The sequence below is a fragment of the Carnobacterium alterfunditum DSM 5972 genome (assembly GCF_000744115.1).
Lineage (GTDB): Bacteria > Bacillota > Bacilli > Lactobacillales > Carnobacteriaceae > Carnobacterium_B > Carnobacterium_B alterfunditum.
In genome coordinates this window covers 815301-834601 of the sequence record NZ_JQLG01000004.1, presented here as the reverse complement: position 1 = coordinate 834601, position 19301 = coordinate 815301, and the positions used below count along the sequence as shown (strand labels likewise).

Annotated in this window: 16 protein-coding genes; 13 read left to right on the top strand and 3 right to left on the bottom strand. The window is 34.6% G+C overall.

Translation table 11 applies throughout. The features are described from left to right. Positions 1-828 precede the first annotated feature (828 nt). Genes BR50_RS04360 through dgoD form a run of 6 tightly spaced genes read left to right on the top strand, consistent with a single transcriptional unit; the run spans position 829 to position 7777 of the window. Positions 829-3717 carry a sigma 54-interacting transcriptional regulator gene (locus BR50_RS04360; protein ID WP_034546624.1) on the top strand — a complete coding sequence of 963 codons (2889 nt, stop codon included), beginning with the start codon at positions 829-831 and terminating at the stop codon, positions 3715-3717. A gap of 55 nt (positions 3718-3772) precedes the next feature. Next, on the top strand, positions 3773-4408 hold the full coding sequence (locus tag BR50_RS04355) for a bifunctional 4-hydroxy-2-oxoglutarate aldolase/2-dehydro-3-deoxy-phosphogluconate aldolase (RefSeq protein ID WP_034546621.1): 636 nt from the start codon (positions 3773-3775) through the stop codon (positions 4406-4408). A gap of 26 nt (positions 4409-4434) precedes the next feature. Next, on the top strand, positions 4435-4893 hold the full coding sequence (locus BR50_RS04350) for a PTS sugar transporter subunit IIA (protein ID WP_034546619.1): 459 nt from the start codon (positions 4435-4437) through the stop codon (positions 4891-4893). A gap of 22 nt (positions 4894-4915) precedes the next feature. Beyond that, positions 4916-5191, top strand: a complete 276-nt coding sequence (locus BR50_RS04345) for a PTS sugar transporter subunit IIB (protein ID WP_034546617.1) — start codon at positions 4916-4918, stop codon at positions 5189-5191. A gap of 24 nt (positions 5192-5215) precedes the next feature. Then, positions 5216-6610 (top strand): PTS galactitol transporter subunit IIC, encoded by a 1395-nt coding sequence (locus BR50_RS04340; protein ID WP_034546615.1) that lies wholly within the window; start codon positions 5216-5218, stop codon positions 6608-6610. A 21-nt stretch (positions 6611-6631) separates the two neighbouring features. Continuing rightward, positions 6632-7777 carry a galactonate dehydratase gene (dgoD, locus tag BR50_RS04335; protein WP_034546613.1) on the top strand — a complete coding sequence of 382 codons (1146 nt, stop codon included), beginning with the start codon at positions 6632-6634 and terminating at the stop codon, positions 7775-7777. Between the two features lie 191 nt (positions 7778-7968). On the opposite strand, the gene BR50_RS04330 is transcribed toward dgoD, so the two are convergent. Next, positions 7969-9417 (bottom strand): FAD/NAD(P)-binding protein, encoded by a 1449-nt coding sequence (locus BR50_RS04330; protein ID WP_034546611.1) that lies wholly within the window; start codon positions 9415-9417, stop codon positions 7969-7971. A gap of 425 nt (positions 9418-9842) precedes the next feature. Here BR50_RS04330 and BR50_RS04325 point away from each other — a divergent pair, with 425 nt between their 5' ends. The 4 genes from BR50_RS04325 (at position 9843) to BR50_RS04310 (ending at position 13311) form a co-directional block, all read left to right on the top strand. After that, positions 9843-10064: a PLDc N-terminal domain-containing protein gene (locus BR50_RS04325; protein WP_034546608.1), complete on the top strand. Its 222-nt coding sequence runs from the start codon at positions 9843-9845 to the stop codon at positions 10062-10064. Next, positions 10048-10950, top strand: a complete 903-nt coding sequence (locus BR50_RS04320) for an ABC transporter ATP-binding protein (RefSeq protein ID WP_034546606.1) — start codon at positions 10048-10050, stop codon at positions 10948-10950. The genes BR50_RS04325 and BR50_RS04320 overlap by 17 nt, the downstream gene beginning before the upstream one ends. Further along, positions 10947-11708: an ABC-2 transporter permease gene (locus BR50_RS04315; protein ID WP_051905738.1), complete on the top strand. Its 762-nt coding sequence runs from the start codon at positions 10947-10949 to the stop codon at positions 11706-11708. Before BR50_RS04320 ends, BR50_RS04315 begins: the two co-directional genes overlap by 4 nt. Positions 11709-12150: 442 nt before the next feature. Further along, a complete protein-coding gene (locus tag BR50_RS04310) occupies positions 12151-13311 on the top strand; it encodes a DUF8173 domain-containing protein (RefSeq protein ID WP_034546604.1) in 1161 nt (386 codons plus the stop codon). A 611-nt stretch (positions 13312-13922) separates the two neighbouring features. On the opposite strand, the gene deoD is transcribed toward BR50_RS04310, so the two are convergent. After that, positions 13923-14627, bottom strand: a complete 705-nt coding sequence (deoD, locus tag BR50_RS04305; protein ID WP_034546602.1) for a purine-nucleoside phosphorylase — start codon at positions 14625-14627, stop codon at positions 13923-13925. Between the two features lie 169 nt (positions 14628-14796). Then, positions 14797-15456 (bottom strand): Crp/Fnr family transcriptional regulator, encoded by a 660-nt coding sequence (locus BR50_RS04300; RefSeq protein WP_034546600.1) that lies wholly within the window; start codon positions 15454-15456, stop codon positions 14797-14799. 65 nt (positions 15457-15521) lie between these two features. On the opposite strand from BR50_RS04300, the gene deoB reads away from it, so the two are divergent. Genes deoB through BR50_RS04285 form a run of 3 tightly spaced genes read left to right on the top strand, consistent with a single transcriptional unit; the run spans position 15522 to position 19300 of the window. Next, positions 15522-16694: a phosphopentomutase gene (gene deoB, locus BR50_RS04295; protein WP_034546598.1), complete on the top strand. Its 1173-nt coding sequence runs from the start codon at positions 15522-15524 to the stop codon at positions 16692-16694. A gap of 33 nt (positions 16695-16727) precedes the next feature. Further along, positions 16728-17753 carry a BMP family lipoprotein gene (locus BR50_RS04290; protein ID WP_051905737.1) on the top strand — a complete coding sequence of 342 codons (1026 nt, stop codon included), beginning with the start codon at positions 16728-16730 and terminating at the stop codon, positions 17751-17753. A gap of 14 nt (positions 17754-17767) precedes the next feature. Beyond that, a complete protein-coding gene (locus tag BR50_RS04285; protein ID WP_034546596.1) occupies positions 17768-19300 on the top strand; it encodes an ABC transporter ATP-binding protein in 1533 nt (510 codons plus the stop codon). Position 19301: the final 1 nt, after the last annotated feature.

Genomic DNA, 19301 nt, shown 5'->3' with positions numbered 1-19301 from the left:
TTGTATAACTAGCTAGCAAAAAAAGTATAAATCTGAATCTATATAACCTAAATTTATAGTAACATTTTATTTTACATAGTTAAAATAGCTTGCTTGGTATGGTAATGAATATGAGTTGGTATCTACCAGAGTGCGTACCTTAGAGCATTTTGCTACTATTTAAAATATATAAATTTCGGATGAACAATTTAATAGATGATGTTTTTTTCACATTAAATAACTCTAACTTGATGAATAAGTAGACTATTTCGGGGAAAATCCTACATTTAAACAATCCCTGTAGTAATATTAGTCAAATGGGACCCTAGCTCGCTACTCGTTTGATCAATACTCGCATGGTATGAGTCAAACAGAACCTTAGCTCGCTGCTCATTTGATCAATACCCCTGTGGTATTAGTCAAATAGAACCTCAGCTCGCTACTCATTTGATCAATAACCCTAATAAAACGAATTTTGATAATGAAGAAGAGTAAAAATATTTTTAAACAGTCTATTAGAAAGCCAAGATAATGATACTGAGTAATTTCCCTGAAAAGTTTGCTTTAGTAAAGAATAGAATAGTCCATAAAACAGATGAGCTTCTTTTTAAGGAAATTTGTTTTTTTCGATTTTGAAAAATTGATTATGATTTCGCGAATATTTTAATAATAATATTTACCTAAGATTTGTTAAGTTAAACAGATCAAATAGCTAATTGTAATCACTTTAGCAATGCTAAAATTTATTACGAGGTTAACTATAATACTGCTTATTATTCAAAAAAAATTATATCTATACCTCATTATTGTATAATAAGGTAATCTATGTAAAAAAGGGAGATTACAATAATGATAAATAACTTGAAGAATATAATAGAAAATGAAGATTCTAGAAACCCTCACACTGATATTGAGCTTGCTGAATTATTAAATACTTTTAGAGAAAATATAACAAAATTGAGAATTGAAGCAAGTATTCCAGATTCGAGAACTAGACGAAAAAAATTAATAGAATACGAAATCGTTAATATTTTAACAAAACAACCCAAAATATCTGAAAGAAAATTAACTGAAAAACTAAATGCATACGGTTTCATTATCGCGCGGTCTTCAGTAAACAAATATCGAAAAGATGTGCAAGAGAAACTATTTGTTCCTGAAGTACTTAAACCAAAAGAAGAAGTTGATCCATTTGAAGATCTGATTGGATCGAATGATAGCCTGAAAACACAAATCAATCAAGCCAAAGCATCTATTCTTTATCCTCCAATGGGGTTGCACACCCTTATTGTTGGTCCATCTGGTTCCGGAAAAAGTTTTGTTGCACAAAAAATGTATGAATATAGTAAAACGACAAAAAATTTTAAAGAAAATGTTCGTTTTGAAATATTTAACTGTGCAGATTATGCAGAAAATCCCCAACTACTGCTTTCTCAACTTTTTGGATATGTGAAAGGAGCATTTACAGGAGCAACAGAAGATAAAAAAGGTCTTGTAGAATTATGTGATGGAGGTATTTTATTCTTAGATGAAATTCATCGTTTACCACCTGAAGGACAAGAGATTTTGTTTTATCTTTTAGATCAAAATTTATATAGAAGACTAGGAGAAACTGAGTTAACAAGAAAAAGTAAGTTACTTTTAATAGGAGCGACTACAGAAGATCCTTCGAAAACATTATTACTAACTTTTAGAAGAAGAATTCCTATTAATATTGAAATGCCTAGTTACCATGAAAGAACAACTAATGAAAAATATAATTTTATAAAAATGTTTTTTGAAAATGAAAGCAAACGTGTTAACAAACCTTTTAAAATAAAAAGAGATGTAATAAAATCACTACTATCTTATTCTTGTAAAGGCAATATTGGACAGTTGAAAAGTGACATACAAGCTACTTCTGCTAAGGGTTTTCTTCATGCAACAATAAATCAAAAGAGTAAAATTATAATAAATTTTCAAGATTTACCTAAGCAAATTATTGGAGAAATTATTAATAAAAATAATTTTGATGAAGAAGTTTATTTATTCAGCCATACAGATTTAATCATCAACGAAAGTGACAGTAAAGAAAACGAAAATAAAGAAATGAGAGCAGTTTCAGTACTTATGCAAACAGAAACTATTTATGACTTTATTGAAAATACTTATAAGACAATGAAATTAGAGAATTATACAGAAGATAACATCAAATCGATTTTAAGCGAAAGAATTGATGGAGAAATGCAGCGTCTTTCTAAAATTAGTTACAAAAAAGAAATGAGCTACGAAATACTAAAAAATATAATCGGTACGGAAGCTCTAGAAGCTACAAAAAAAAGTTTTCAAATAGCAGACAAGTATTTAAGCAATTTAGATAGTAAATTGATTTTTCCATTAGCCATCCATTTGAATTCAGCTATTAATCGATTTTTTTCTAATAAAGTAACAATAAATCCAAATTTAAATAATATTAAACAAGAATATAAAGAAGAATATAAGGCTGCTACTTTTATAAAAGAATTTATCGATGGAGAATATGATATAAATTTACCTCAAGATGAAGTTGGTTTTATAGCAATGTATCTCAAAAATTTTAAAGAAGATATGCAAATTAAAACCACAAAGATAGGAGTAGTTGTACTATCGCACGGGAATGTCGCTAAAGGTATGGCAGATGTAGCAAATAAATTGTTAGGTGTAGACCATGCATTAGGGTTAGAAATGGATTTAACAGACTCTCCGAATTTAATGCTAGAAAAAACTATTCCACTCGTTAAAAATGCTGATCAAGGAAAAGGAGTACTTATATTAGCCGATATGGGATCATTAATTTTATTTGGAGATATTATTTCAGCACGGACAGGTATATTAGTGCGAGTAGTTGGTAGAGTTGATACTTTAATGGTTATAGAATCCGTCAGACGTGCGCTATTGCCGGAGGACACACTAGATAATCTTGCTGATGAAATTGATTCAAAAAAATTTTTAACAGGAAGCACTTTTGTGTCACCAATAAAAAGAAAAAAAGTGATTGTAACCTTATGTTTAACAGGAGAAGGCGCAGCTAAAGTATTAAAAAATTATATTGAAACATCAATTATGGATTTTGATGAAGATATTGAGATTGTTCCTATGGGTTTTTTCTCTACAGAAGATACTTCTACTGCACTTGACAAAATTGGTCACTCGAATGAGATTGTTGCAATAGTAGGAACAATTAATCCGAATTATAATAATGTATCATTTGTATCCGCTGAAGATTTGTTAAGTAAAAGCAATAAATTACTTCACATTTTAAATAGTAAGGGAAAGATTTATAGAGAAAATACACTAAAAAATTATATAGATTTAGAATTAATTCATATAGAAAATAATTTTGTTACAAAAAATGATGTGTTAGACAGAATGACGAAAAAATTAATAAAACAGCAAAAAGTAACAGGTGAATACATATTAAGCGTATACAAAAGAGAAACAATGGGAAATACATTTTTAGAAGGTGGGATTGCTATTCCACATGGAGAAAGTAAGTATATTACACAACCAGCCATCTCAATTACAAAACTAGCCACACCTATATTATGGGAAAATAATCAATATGTCAGTCTTATTTTTCTTCTTGCATTAACTGAACATAATGGAAAAGAAATTGAAGATTTGTATAAGCTTCTTTATAAAGATAACATTTCTCAGCTCCTTCTGGAGTCTACATCAAATGAAGAAATCCATTCTATTCTAACTAAGATAACATTATAAGCCAAAACTTGGCATGCTACTTGCATATATAAAGGTATACAGAGGAGGTGGGAAAATGAAAGATAACTTTCCAAAGGTTACCATTATTTTGCGAGGCTATACTTATGAACAGGTAAAAACAGTTATGGAAGTTTTAAAAGATAAGCATCAACAGTTTGCACTTGAAATCACTTTAAATTCACCAGATGTTTTTACTACAATTAACAAAATTTCAAGAGAATTTGGCGAAAAATTTTATATTGGTGCTGGGACTGTTTTGTCTCTAGAAGATGCAAATAATGCTATAGATGCAGGAGCTCGGTTTATATTATCACCAATCAAATTAAGTAAAGAAATTTTAGATGTATGTAAAGCAAAAAAAATATTAAGTATTCCAGCAGCCATGACAGCGACTGAGGTAATGGAACTTAAAAATAATGGTGCAGATATTATAAAAATATTTCCAGCTAGCATAGTAGGAGTTGAATTTTTCAAGGATATTCAAGCTCCATTAGGAAAACTTCCATTAATGGCTGTCGGAGGGGTCTCTTCTGGTAATGCGCTTGAATTCTTTGATAATCAAGCTGCGTATGTAGGAATAGCATCTGGGATTTTTAATAAAGAAGATATATTAAGTCAAAATAGTACTGGATTAAAAGAATCATTAACTTTATTTGACAAAAAAGTACTCTGTAAAATGGATTCTAAATAAAAAATAAGAGAGGGGGTAATTCCTGTATGAAGTTAAATCTTGATAAAAATTTGATTTTTCCTAACTTAGAGTTTGAAAAAAAAGAAGATGTTCTAAATTTTATGTCTGGCAAATTGCTTGAATATAAATATGTAAAGCCAGGTTATCAAAAAGCTATTATTGATAGGGAAAATATTTATCCAACTGGTTTACCTTCTTTAGGAGTTAATATCGCTATTCCTCATGCAGATAATGACCTAGTAAACAAAACGACTATTGCTATCGGTATATTAAAAAAAGCCGCAAAATTTTGTTCAATGGAAAATATTGAGAAAGAATTAGATGTACAAATCGTTATGATGTTAGCTATAAAAGAACCTCATGGTCAAATAGAAATGTTACAGAAAGTTGTATCAATTATCCAAAATGATAAGTTAACCAAAAAAATTACAGAAATGACGGATAAGGATAAAGTGTTAAGTGTGTTAGAACCCTACTTAAATTAAAAAACTATTAGGAGGAAATATTATGAAAAGAGTATTAGTAGCTTGTGGCAATGGAATCGCAACATCAACGGTGGTAGCATCTAAAATAAGAGATTATGCTGAAAAAGAAGGAGTAAGTATTAAAACGGAGCAATGTAAATTAATGGAGGTTCCTGGAAAAGGCGATGATTATGATTTAGTTGTTACAACAGGTCAATTTGGCGGTAAAGTTAATGCTCCTATTGTAGGTGGTTTATCTTTATTAACTGGTATTGGTAAAGAAGATACGCTTAAAGAGATTTTGAGTTATCTAAAATAAAAAGCAGATCAAGGAGGGAAAATTATGTGGAAAGCAATAATGTCAGGATTTGATTGGCTTATCAATGCTGGGCCAACGGTTATGTTGCCAGTTATTATAACCATTATTGGATTATTCTTTGGTTTAAAATTAGGAAAAGCATTTAAATCAGGTTTAACATTAGGTATTGGTTTTGCTGGAATCAGATTGTTACTAGATTACATGTCCTCAAACTTAGGACCTGCTTCTAGAGCAATGGTTGAAAATGTGGGAATAAACTTAGATGTTTTAGATGTAGGTTGGGGCTCTATCGCAGCTGTCACATGGTCTTCTCCTATTATTGTTTTTATTGTTCTTTCAATATTTGCAGTAAACATCATTATGTTATTAACCAAAACAACCAACACGCTAGATGTTGATATTTGGAATTATCATCATATGGCAATTGTGGGTATTATGGTTCACTATGTCACAGGCAATATTTGGCTTGGTATAGGTGCATCAGTGGTTATGGCAATGACAACCTTTAAGATTGCCGATTGGTCTCAACCATTAATTGAAAAATTCTTCGGTATTCCTGGAGTTTCACTGCCAACAGTATCGGCAACTTCTACATTGTTACTTGCTTGGCCTTTAAATTGGTTATTAGATAAAATTCCTGGCATAAATAAAATTGATGTGACCCTTAAAGATGTTCAAAAGTATCTTGGTTTTTTTGGAGATCAAATGATATTAGGTTTGATATTAGGTTCAGCTATTGGTTTATTAGGTGGATACGATATTACAGCTTCATTGCAATTAGGAGTAAGTATGTCTGCAGTACTAGTTATCATTCCTAAAATGACCTCTTTATTTGTCGAAGGTTTAATGCCTATCTCAGAAGCAGCACAAAATTGGTCTCAAAGAAAATTCAAAAACAGAAAATTATTTATTGGACTTGATGCAGCTGTTGTAGTAGGTAATCAAGATGTTATTACTACAGCTTTGATTTTAATTCCCTTAACTATTGGACTTGCGTTTATATTACCCGGAAATAGAATGTTACCTTTCGCTGATCTAGCGATTATTCCTTTTAGAATTGCCTTTGTTGTTGCACTTACACGTGGAAACTTTTTTAAAAATATTATTATTGGGCTAGCAACTACCACAGCTATTTTATATGCAGGTTCAATTACTGCACCTATTCTAACTGAGCTTGCATCTTCAATAGGTATTGAAGTAGCGGTTGCAGGTGGTGCTTTATTTATCTCATCATTTTCAGCAACCAGCTTATCACATAGTTTCTTAGTATTCTTTGCCTTTATTGGTCCGTTACTAATTACTATGCCAATAATGCTTATTATTATTGCAATCTTCTGGTATTACTTTGAAATTATGAAACCCAAAACTAAATTAGCTAGAGAACAAAGAGAGTTGGAAACAGAAGAAAAACCTATATAACTAATTGATGGAGGATGAAAAATGAAAATTGCAGATGTTAAAGTCTACAAAATTAAGCCAAGATGGATTTTTATCAAGATAAGCACCGATGAAGGTATCGAGGGTTGGGGAGAAATGATTTCTGGTACAAAAACGGAAACAGTTGTCTCTGGAGCCTATGAGATGGGTAAAAGAATTATTGGTCGAAATCCGTTTGAAATCGAAAGATTATGGCAAGAGTTACACCGTTCATTTTTCAGAGGAGGACCAATAAACGGAACAATTATTTCTGGCATTGAGATGGCCTTGTGGGATATTAAAGGGAAATATTTTAATGTCCCTGTTTACGAATTACTAGGTGGAGCTGCACGAGATAGCATTAAAGTGTATTCTTGGATCGGTGGTGATAGACCTGAAGACGTAGTAGCTGAAGCAATGGATCGTTACGATCGAGGATTTAGAGCTGTAAAAATGAATGCTACTCAAGAATTGCATTATATTGATTCGTTTAAAGAGGTTCAAAAAGTAGTAGACAGAGTTGCTTCAATCCGTGAAAAATTAGGATATGAAATGGAGATTGCTGTAGATTTTCATGGTAGAGTTCACAAACCAATGGCTAAAGTATTGGCAAAAGAACTTGAGGCATTAAAACCCATGTTTTTAGAAGAAGTTGTCTTGCCAGAAAATGAGGAAGCATTCTCTGAAATAGCACAACATGTTTCTACACCATTAGCAACTGGAGAGCGCTTGTATTCTAGATGGGCATTCAAAAATATTTTTAAACAAGGAAGTATAGACATTATACAACCAGATGTTGCTTTAGTTGGTGGTATTTTAGAAACTAAGAAGATAGCAGCAATGGCTGAGGCTTATGATGTGGCTGTTGCGCCACACGCTCCATATGGACCTATTGCATTGGCTGCAACATTACAGGTTGACGCTTGTACGCCAAATGTGTTCATCCAAGAGCAAAGTTTAGGAATTCATTATAATAAGGGCTTTGATTTGCTAGATTTTGTTCATAACAAAGAAATTTTTCAATATAAAGATGGTTTTGTTGGTCTTCCAACGAAACCTGGTCTTGGTTTAGAATTAAATGAGGATTTGATTGAAGAAATTTCCCAAGAAGGGCTAATTTGGACAAATCCTCAATGGAAAAACTTTGATGGTACTATAGCAGAATGGTAATTTAATATAATTGAAAAAAGAAAAAGACTGAGGAATTCTTCTCAGTCTTTTTAATATTTTCATTTTAAGCAGTCAGTGCAACATTTTAAGTTGTTCACAACTAGAAATAGCTCTGCCAGGATATGAGGAGATGAATAGCATACTATTTACATCCCTTATATCAAACGTACCGATCATCAATTTGACTGGCTTTATTTACCTTTGAGCTGTTGTACTATGTCTCGGACGGCAGGTCGAGCACTTTCGGAAACAATATTCACTGAATTATTTCCAAATTGGATTCCAGAAATCAATTCACCATGAACTTTTAGGGTATGAAGGATACCATACTTTTGGCTGACAGCACTTAAACTAGGCAAGCTAATTTGAACACCGCCAAATGTTTCAGGTTGAAGAAGACGTTCATTGACTAATTGGCTAACGAGCGGCATCCGATCCATTTTGAATGAAATGTTTTTTTCGGTACCTGCAGCATTGATAAGATAGTCTGTGTGCTGTGACTTTTGGTCTTTTAGAATAAATTCAAATGATTGTTCGTTTTCAACAATATCGATTATGTTATCAAATACACTGATTTTATTTTCTTCCCAAGCAGTTACCAACTCCTTGCCGGTAGCAGCAGGGAACGAACTGCGTAGTTTATCCCATTTTTCGTAGTACTTGTCAAAGAAAACTTGTTTATCTGATTCGCAAAGAGCCATCCATATTTCTGCTAGAAACGGACTCATATCGTGGAGCAGATTTTGGATCGCACCAATCTCTTTGGCATCGCGTAATTCTTCTTTGAGCATATCTTTAGAACCTAGCTGATCATTTTTCCAATTGTTTTTTAATGATAATTGTTGATAGGCTACTTCATTTTTGAACCATTCGATATACGTTTCTAATGGAATGAAACCATTGTTTTTTTCTTTAGCACTCTTGATATTCTCTGCTGTAAAGAACTGATAGTCGATTGCCTTAGATTTGCCTCGGATGGATTTAAATCTTCCGGATGGAGAAAAGAAAGATACCTTTAAATCAGGTCGGTTGTAATAAGTGTATCGAAAAATATCGATACCAGTCAGACCAGTACCTACTACACCGACTGTTGCTCCATTAGGAATAATGGATAGTTTTTTTTCGACGGGAAAAGGATTAACAATGAAGTTCGGGTGGTTGATCAGTTGATAGTAATCTTTGTAAGCAAGACCGCCAATACAAAGATGGACTGCATCGAAATCTTTTACACTGGAAGACGAAGTCAATCTGAGCTGGTTATTTGGCAGCATCTGAACCATCTCAACTTTTTCCTTTATGATTTCTGCTTTTGATTCTAAAAGCCAATCGTTCATTCGATCGGTTAAATAAGCGCCAAATAATTGACGGGGATAATGGTTTGATGTTTTATTTTCTTGATTTTGATTTTTCTGTGCCCATTCTTCAAAATCATTCTTGTTTTCTGGAATGATAGTAATCGTTTCTGAAGGTTGGTTCATGAGTAAAACTTCGTTATCTTTTTGATAAGGTGTACCAGTTCCAAAAGTATTTTCGTCTCCAAAGACCGTTAATTCTATTGAAGGATCGATTTCTTTTTCTTTTGTCCATTCTCTTAGTACACTAATACCGGCAACGCCCATTCCAATAATAGCAATTTTCATATTTTTTCTCCTTAGTATTCACTTATTAGTTATATAAAATAGAGAGCTTTATAAGCAATCTAAGCAATTCAGTCTACCAAAAAAGAGCGCAAAAAGACAGCGGACGAGCGAATTTTTTTGGAATGGTTCATTATCCAAGTATTTTTGTCCCCTAGTTTATTAATCTATTTGAGAATCGCTTAACAGCTTATTGAATCAACTGTTTTTTAACTATATAATAGGGTGTATAGAGAACATGACCAAACGTTACAATTAGGAATGTTCTTATTTATTGCGAGAGCGAGAATAACGCTAAGGAACAGAGCTCGTGTTAGCTCGGTAGTGTTGATTGCCTAAAGCTTCTGTCTCCAAATGACGATAAAAGTTGTAGAAGAAAGAATATAAAAGTTACTTAAATAATTATTTTTAGGAATGGTGGAATATCAATGAATACAAACATAGATTTACTGATCGAGTACTTACCCTTTATTGCTCCACTTATTTTGTTGCAGATAGGTCTTGCTATTTTCTCAGCCGTTCATGTCGTTCGTCATCCCCATTATAGATTCGGGAATCGAATGATGTGGTTGCTGGTAGTTCTTCTTATTCAGTGGATTGGCCCACTAGTCTATTTTGTTTTTGGAAGAGGCGATGAACATGATCGTTGAGATCAAAGGAGTCTCTAAAAAATTTGGCGACCAAGAAGTGCTGCGGGACATCCATTTGTCTATTCCGGAGCATTCTGTTTTTGGGTTCATTGGAGCAAATGGTGCTGGAAAAACGACGCTCATGAAATGTATGGTAGGCTTGCTGCCCACTAGCGCTGGAACTATTACTATTGCAAATGAGCCGGTTATTTTTGGAGGAACCAAATCGAATGAGCAGGTCGGCTATTTGCCTGATGTTCCTGAATTTTATCCTTTTTATAATGCAAGAGGATACTTGGAGTTATGTGCAGTGATCACAGGTCTTCCCAAAAAAGAATGGCAATCTCGAATTGATGAACTGTTAGATTTAGTTGGTTTGGAAGATACTAGTGCGTTGATAGGTTCGTATTCAAGAGGAATGAAACAGCGTTTAGGGATTGCACAAGCGTTGCTTAACCGGCCTAAATTACTTATTTGCGATGAACCGACTTCAGCCTTGGATCCTGCAGGACGCTCAAAGATCCTTTCTATATTAGAAGAAGTCAAGCAAGAGACGACTGTCTTTTTTTCTACCCATATTCTTTCAGATGCGGAACAGATTTGCGACTCCGTTGCTATGTTGCATGAGGGAACGATCATTTTCCAAGACCAATTGCAGACATTACAACAGAAATTCGATGATTACTTTGTGTACACCTTTACTGTAGCTGCAAGTGAAGCCCAGGAGCGCTTAATTAAACTCCCATTTCTTATGGAAGTGAAGGACAACCAATTGTTCGTTCGACTGCAAAATGATCAAGAGAAACTAGTGATGATGCGGGAAATTGTTGCGCAAGGACTCATTCTCCAATCTCTTCACCCACAAAGCCGCCAGTTAGAACAACTTGTACTGGAAGTGTTATCATGAATCAGTGGAGCGGTTTTTTAAAAAAAGAGTGGATTGAAAGTATAAAGTCATATAAGCTCTTGCTTATCGTCACTTGTTTTTCATTTCTGGGTATTCTTAATCCTTTTACTGCTAAAATAACTCCCGTTCTGTTCGAGAAGTTTCTTCCTGAAATAATGGTTTCTTTACCTGAACCTAGTGCGCTGGATTCGTGGATGCAGTTTCATAAGAATGTTCCACAAACAGGGATGATATTCTTTATTCTTTTATTTAGTACAATCGTATCTAAAGAATTGGAAAAAGGAACCTTAACGATGCTTTTGACGAAGGGCCTGTCGCGTACTACCGTAATCACTACTAAGTTCTTTATAATAAGCGGGTACTGGATCGGTGCTATTTCATTATCTTTTCTGATCACCTATAGCTATACAGCCTATTATTGGGATCAAGGAACTGTATATCACACAGTATTTGCTGCTTTTGGTCTTTTGTTGGTCGGACTGCTCCTTCTTTCGATCACACTGTGGGGCAATACATTTTTTGCTAACTCATCTGGAGGAGTTATTGCAGCTCTACTTGCATTTGGGGCATTATCTTTAGCTGCGATCATTCCGACAACTATCAAATGGAATCCGATAGCATTGCTAACCGAAGCTTCTAATTTATTAACAAATATGACAGAACCTAAGGAATTATGGCTGCCTTGTCTTGTGGCTATTGGATCGACAGTGAGCTTTGTCTGTTGGACTGTACGCCATTTCAAGAAAAAACAGATCTAATGATATGGATTTAAAAATAGGGTACGAAAAAATCACTTCCAAATATAAATTGGAAGTGATTTTTTATACGCTTATGATTTGATTATCTAAATTATCCCTAGTAGAGGGCCCCATATGCTGATTCTGTTTGTTTTCTCTTATAAGATCGATGTAGTATAATTAATTTGTAAGAGAAGAGCTGAAATGGCCACAAAACAAGGGGTCTAAGTGGTACACTTCATGGCGGTTGAGGCTATTTTGTCAGGATTATTTATAGTAGTTATTCCCACTAGGAGCTAGTCTAAAATAAATGGCAAATGATAAGGATACTAAAAGCAGGAAAAATTTAACAGGACTCTCGCGAGCAGTTGATAATTGGTTTGTTGTCTTTTGGGATAGGTAATGTGCATAGGATGATTTAACTTAACGATTCTTTCAAATTAGTTAAGGAAGAGGTGCTCTTATGTTTAAGATTAAAGGGAATAAAAAACGCAACGTCTTGCTTCTATCGATTCTGCTTGTTGCTTTTATGTTGATTCCTTTTGTGAGCGTTCTAGCTGAAACGATTTCTGGTGACAACGTCATCGTAGAGTCAGATGAGACTTTAGAAAAAACTAGTTTTCTTTCAGGGTCAAATGTACGTGTCGATGGGGATATAAATGCGACTACTTTTATAACAGCTGCTAACACAGAGGTTAACGGGACGATTGATGGAGATTTATTTGTTACAGGTCAAAACGCTACTATAAACGGCACAGTCAATGGGAGTGTATTTGTAGCAGGACAGAATATCACCGTAAACGGTGTTGTTGAAAATACTATTTATCTAGCTGGAGCTACCTTAAAAGTGGGATCTCAAACAAATGGTAGTGCTTTTCTAGCAGGACAAAATGTCTCCATTGAAAAAGCTGCAGTGATTGAGAAAGATGCTTTTGTGGGTGCATCTCAAGCCTATCAAAATGGTGTGATCAATGGTGATTTATCTAGCTCAAGCGAATCGCTATCTGTTGGCGGAAAAATTGGCGGAGATTTAGACTACAGTAGTCAAAATAAGGCTGATTTTTCAGGAAATTCTGAAGTCGCAGGCGAAACAACTTGGAAAAAAATGGAACTTGAGTCTTATAAAGATTCAAGAGCGATATTCACTACCGCAATCTTGATGCAAGTTCTCTTTAGCATAGCAGCATCTTTAGTCGTATGGCTGTTTGTCAGATGGATCAGACCTGATTTATGGACTAACTTAGCCGAACAAATAACGATCTCTCAACTTAAAGCACTTGGTTTTGGAGCGTTAGCTGTTGTAGTAGTTCCAATAGTTTCGTTGCTTTTGATGCTTACCATTATAGGAATACCTTTAGCTTTTATCTTATTAACGCTATACGGATTATCCCTTTATGTTTCAACGATCATTCTTGCCGTTTTTATAAGTCTTTGGTTCCAGAAAAGATTTAGCTGGTCCAATGTACAATCTTTTTGGGTATTCTTATTAGGATTGATCATTCTAACTATTTTAGGGATCATACCATTTATTGGTTGGATCCTCGGTTTCATTACTGTGTCCTTTGGATTAGGATCGATTGTATTGTCGATACTAAACCGTAGAACTCAAATAAAAAGTATTTAAAAATAGATAATGATAACTAATGGTGTTAGAAAGAATGATTCTAAAAGTTTAGTTCTTTGAATTTGTTTCATAGCTAGATTTAGCAGCTATGTTCTGACCCCCGAAAGATAACGTTTTAATATGGTCTTACATCAAATGGTGAGAATACTTCAAAAAAATTTCTTCTGGAATGGACGGGTTTGCTTGTGGAGAGCCAAGGGAACGCCTGAAGCCTAAAAAAGTTGTCATGGTTGTTGCTGCTTTAGCAGCTTACAAACATGATATACTTGGGCGTTATTTGCCCACAGTGCTTCATTTTAGGCTACAAGCAACCCTATTCCTCCATAAATTTTGAGTAAGTAATGCCATTAGATTAAGTCTATCAACACTAAAATTATAGGTCTTTTAATATTAAGCAGCTGATTGGCTGGCGTGGATGCTGTATCGAACCGGACTCACGCCCATCAATTTTTGCTTTATGTCGGAATCAATTAGACTAGACTACGTGAAAGTTAGCTATTTATAAGAATACGTTAGACTAGTTGATCCTGATGTTGCCCAAAAAATAAAAACCGTTATAAGTGTCTTTTGAAAAAAGACTTTATAACGGTTTTTTCCTGTTGTTCATTGATTTATTTAATAGCGGCTTCTAATGCGACTTCAATCATTTCGCTGAAGCTTGTTTGACGTTCATCAGCTGATGTTTGTTCTCCAGTAATCAGGTGGTCACTAACAGTTAAGATACTAAGAGCACGCACATGGAATTTAGATGCTAGGTAATAAAGACCGGCTGTTTCCATATCTACACCTAATACATCAAGTTTTGTCATACTGTTCATTGTATCTTCAGTATCGTTATAGAATGTGTCAGAAGAAAAGACGTTTCCAACATGAATGGTCATGTCTTTCTCAGTTCCGATATTGAAAGCGTTACTGATCAAACCATAATTACCGATTGGTGGGAAGTAAATTGGCGCTAGGTCTTTAAAAATAAGGGAGGAGTCTGTCGCTGCAGCTTGAGCAATGATAACGTCACGAATATGTACGTCTTTTTGAATAGCTCCACACGTTCCAACACGTATCAATGTTTTAACACCGTAATCATTAATTAATTCATGGATATACAAGACTGCAGAAGGCATTCCCATTCCAGTACCTTGTACGGAAATTTTTTTACCTTTATAGGTTCCTGTATAACCAAGCATATTTCTAACAGTATTGTAGCAAACAGCATCTTCTAAAAATGTTTCAGCAATATATTTTGCACGAAGCGGATCCCCAGGTAATAAAACGATGTCAGCAATTTGACCTTCTTTTGCACTAATGTGAAAACTCATAAATAAATTCCTCCTCTTATGTGGTTAATACCTATGATAAAGGATAAAAACGATAAGCGTTATGAAAGCGTTATCTAACAAGAGGTAATCATGTTCACACTAAAGCTGTTGGATAAGTCATCGAAAGAAAGCGCTTTCTGTTCTATTATAAAGACAAGCCGATAGAGCATTAATCAAAATTTGCATATGCTTGTAATTTATCCATATCAAGGACGGTTATCGTCTTTGGCTGTAATGAGAGGATATGTTCATCTTGTAAATCTTTAAACGCTTTAGAAACGGATTCACGTGTTACACCAATCATACTAGCAATCGTGCTTTGGTTGATATTTTTTATCGTTAAATCATTGGGTTTTTCATTGTTCTCGATAAAATCAAGTAAAACACGACAAACGCGAGTGTGGACACTATAGAAAGTTAAATTTCTTATTTGTTTATTCAATGTTTCAAAGCGTTGATGGTGGATTCGGAAAATATTTTCCAGAATTATTTTATTTTTATAGATTAAAGCAATAAAATCAGCCTGAGACAGATGATGAATTTCAGCATCTTCAGTGACTTCAACAGAAGATAGAGCTGGGCTTTTAGAAAAAAGTTCAACTTCTCCGATTACTTCATGTTTTCTAACAAAGTCAAGGATGATTTCTTTATCTTCATACGCTCTATAAATTTTTAAAGCACCGCTTTTAATAATATAGACTTGATCAATGGGATCCTCTTCAAAAATGAGGATATGATTCTTTTTATATTTTCTAGATGGGATGGAATTTAAGATAGTTTTGATCTGTTCATCTGAAAGACCATCAAACAATTTAATACCTTTACTCATGTTTTCACCTCAATAAAATTTTAATAGCAATAAGATTGTACCACTAAATAGGGAGGAAAAGAAATATGAAAAGCGAGCGGATTCATTTGATTGTGTTAGATTCAGTTGGAATTGGTGAAGCACCAGATGCGGCATCATTTAATGATACAGGTTCACATACACTAGGACACATCGCGGAATCAATGGAGTTAGCCTTACCAAACCTAGAAAAAATGGGTTTAGGAAATATTGCAGATTTGAAAGGGATCAATAAGGTAGCAGCAAGTGAAGCGTATTGGACAAAGTTAGCTGAAAAAAGTGTAGGTAAAGATACAATGACGGGTCATTGGGAAATTGCTGGTTTGCAAATTGACACGCCATTCAGAGTTTTTCCAGAGGGATTCCCAGAGGAGTTGCTTGAAAAAATCACCGCATATTCAGGAAGAAAAATTATTGGAAATAAACCAGCATCTGGAACAGGTATTCTTGATGAATTAGGTGAAGAGCAAATGGAAACGGGAGCTTTGATTATTTATACATCAGCTGATCCAGTTCTTCAAATTGCAGCACACGAAGAAATTATCCCTTTAGAAGAGTTATACGATATATGTGCGTATGTTCGTGAGATCACAAAAGAAGATCCTTATATGATCGGGCGGATCATCGCACGTCCTTATCTTGGAGAACCGGGTGCATTCAAACGTACAGCTAACCGGCACGATTACGCGCTAAGCCCATTTGGTTCTACAGTATTAGATAAACTTAAAGCTAACGGAAAAGATGTTATTGCAGTAGGTAAAATCAGCGATATTTTTAATGGACATGGCATTACTGAAGCAGTTCGGACAAAAAGCAACATGGATGGAGTGGATCAATTATTAAAAGTAATGGAAAAACCATTTGAAGGGTTGTCTTTTACTAATCTAGTCGATTTTGATGCTCTTTACGGACATCGCAGAGATACAAAAGGTTATGGCGAAGCATTGATGGATTTTGACAGGCGTCTACCAGAAATTCTAGCTAGACTTGAAGAAGGAGATTTGTTGCTGATAACAGCAGACCATGGAAATGATCCAACCGCTCCAGGAACAGATCATACGCGCGAATATGTTCCGTTGCTTGCTTATTCAAAACAATTTGAAAATGCAAAAGAGTTGAAAACAGCTAATTATTTTTCAGATATCGGTGCGACAATTGCTGCAAACTTTGATTTACCGGCATTAGGAAATGGCAAAAGCTTTTTAGCAGAACTAAATTAAAAGATAAAATAAAAAACTACAGGAGTGATAAAAATGAAAAAATCAACTATTAAAACTATTGGGTTCGCTTTATTATCAATGACAGTATTGGCAGCTTGTGGAAATGACAGTGCCAGTGAAGCTGGGGATGAAAGCGAAAAAACGGATTTCAAATTAGGCATGGTAACTGATTTAGGAAGTGTGAATGATAAGTCATTTAACCAAAGCGCGTGGGAAGGGTTACAACAATTAGAAAAAGATAAAGGGTATGAAGTGAAATACTTAGAACCTAAAGCAGATTCAGAAGTTGAGCCAAGTTTACTTCAATTTGTTAATAGCCAAACAGATTTGACTTGGGCTACCGCAGCAACGTTAGCAGATGCTGTGACAACGATTGCTGCTAATAATCCAGATGCAAAATTAGGTATTATCGATTCAGATATTGAAGGGATTGAAAATATTGTTTCAGTTTCATTTAAAGAAAACGAAGGTGCTTTTCTAGCAGGTGTTGTTGCAGCTAGTATGACTGAAACAGACAAAGTTGGTTTTGTTGGTGGAATGGAAATCCCAGTTATCCAACGTTTCCATGCAGGTTTTGAAGCAGGGGTCAAGGCTGTTAACCCAGAAGCAACAGTAGTTGTAAACTACGTCGGTGTCTTTAACCGTGTGGATATGGGTAAATCAGCTGCTTCTACAATGTACAACGATGGTGTAGATACTATCTTCCACGCTGCGGGCGGTACTGGAAATGGTGTTTTTAATGAAGCTCAAGAACGTTTTGATAATGGAGAAAAAGTTTGGGTGATCGGAGTTGATAAAGACCAATCACTAGAATTTGGCGATGATATTACATTAACTTCTATGATGAAAAATGTAGACAGAGCAGTATATGATATTTCTGAAAAAACAGCTGAAGGAAACTTCCCAGGTGGAGAAGTTGTTCGTTTAGGTTTAGCTGAAGATGGCGTAGGCTTAGCAACAACATCAGATAAAAATGTGCCAAAAGACATATTAGATCTTGTTGAAGACTACAAAACAAAAATTATTTCTGGAGATATTACAGTTCCTGAGAAACCATAAAGGAGAGTCATACAATGGAACAAAAACGAGTTGAAAAAGTATTAGAATTAAAACATATTACAAAAAGATTCGGTAATTTTGTTGCTAATGATGACGTTTCGTTGACTGTAAGACGTGGAGAAATTCACGCCTTGCTCGGCGAAAATGGTGCAGGGAAATCTACTTTGATGAATGTTGTTTTCGGTATGTACCAACCTGAAGAAGGCAGTATTTCAGTCTACGAAAATGAAACAAAAATTGAAAATCCAAACCATGCGATCCATTTAGGTATTGGGATGGTTCACCAACATTTCAAGTTGATTGAAAATTTTACGGTCACGGAAAATATCATTATTGGTATGGAGCCAAAAAACGGCATCCGCTTAAATATGAAGGCTGCTGTTAAAGAAGTTAGAAATATATCTGAAAAATATGGTTTGAAAGTAGACCCAAATAGTAAAATCGAGGATCTACCAGTCGGCATGCAACAGAAAGTTGAAATCTTGAAATGCTTATATCGCGGAGCAAATTTATTGATATTTGATGAGCCTACAGCTGTTTTGACCCCCGATGAGATCGGTGAGTTATTACAAGTAATGCAAACGTTGGTAGCAGAGGGTAAATCCATTATTTTGATTACGCATAAATTAAATGAGATCATGAAAGTAGCTAATAAATGTACCGTTATTCGTAAAGGGAAATACATTTCTACTGTCGATATAAAAAACTCAAATAAAGAAGAACTTGCGGAAATGATGATTGGTAAAAATATTTCGCGTGAGATTAATAAACAAGCATACGATCCTAAACAAAAGGTATTAGAAATCAAAAATCTTACAATGTTAAGTCCGAGTAAAAAGAAACTATTAAACAATATTAATCTATCTGTTGCTGCTGGAGAAGTTGTGGGGATTGCTGGCGTTGATGGAAATGGTCAGATGGAATTAGCAGAGGCAATTGTTAAAATGCGTGATTTCCAAGAAGGAGACATATTAATTAACGGTGTCTCTCAAAAAGACAAATCAACTCGTGAAATCTATGAATCTGGTGTGAGTTATGTACCAGCAGATAGACACAAACATGGATTAGTATTGGATAACGATATTGCAGAGAATTTAATTTTAATCGAATATTACAAAGAGAAGTATAATCAAGGGATCAAATTAAATAAAACATTGATGTACGAAGAAGCAAGGGCCGCTATGAAAAATTATGATGTTCGCGCTGAGAATGAACGAACGATTGTACGCGGTATGTCTGGTGGGAACCAACAGAAAGTCATTTTATCAAGAGAAATTGGCCGTGATCCAGAACTGCTTATCATTGTACAACCAACCCGTGGACTTGATATTGGCGCGATTGATTTTATCCATCGTCAAGTTATTCGCTTACGGGATAAAGGTGTTGCGGTCTTACTTATTTCTTTTGAATTAGAAGAAATACTAACTTTATCAGATAGAATAGATATTATTTTTGATGGTCAAATAGTCGGACAAACAAAACCAAATGAAACAAATGATAGAGAATTAGGTCTAATGATGGCTGGTAAAGGATCGGGTGATGAATGAG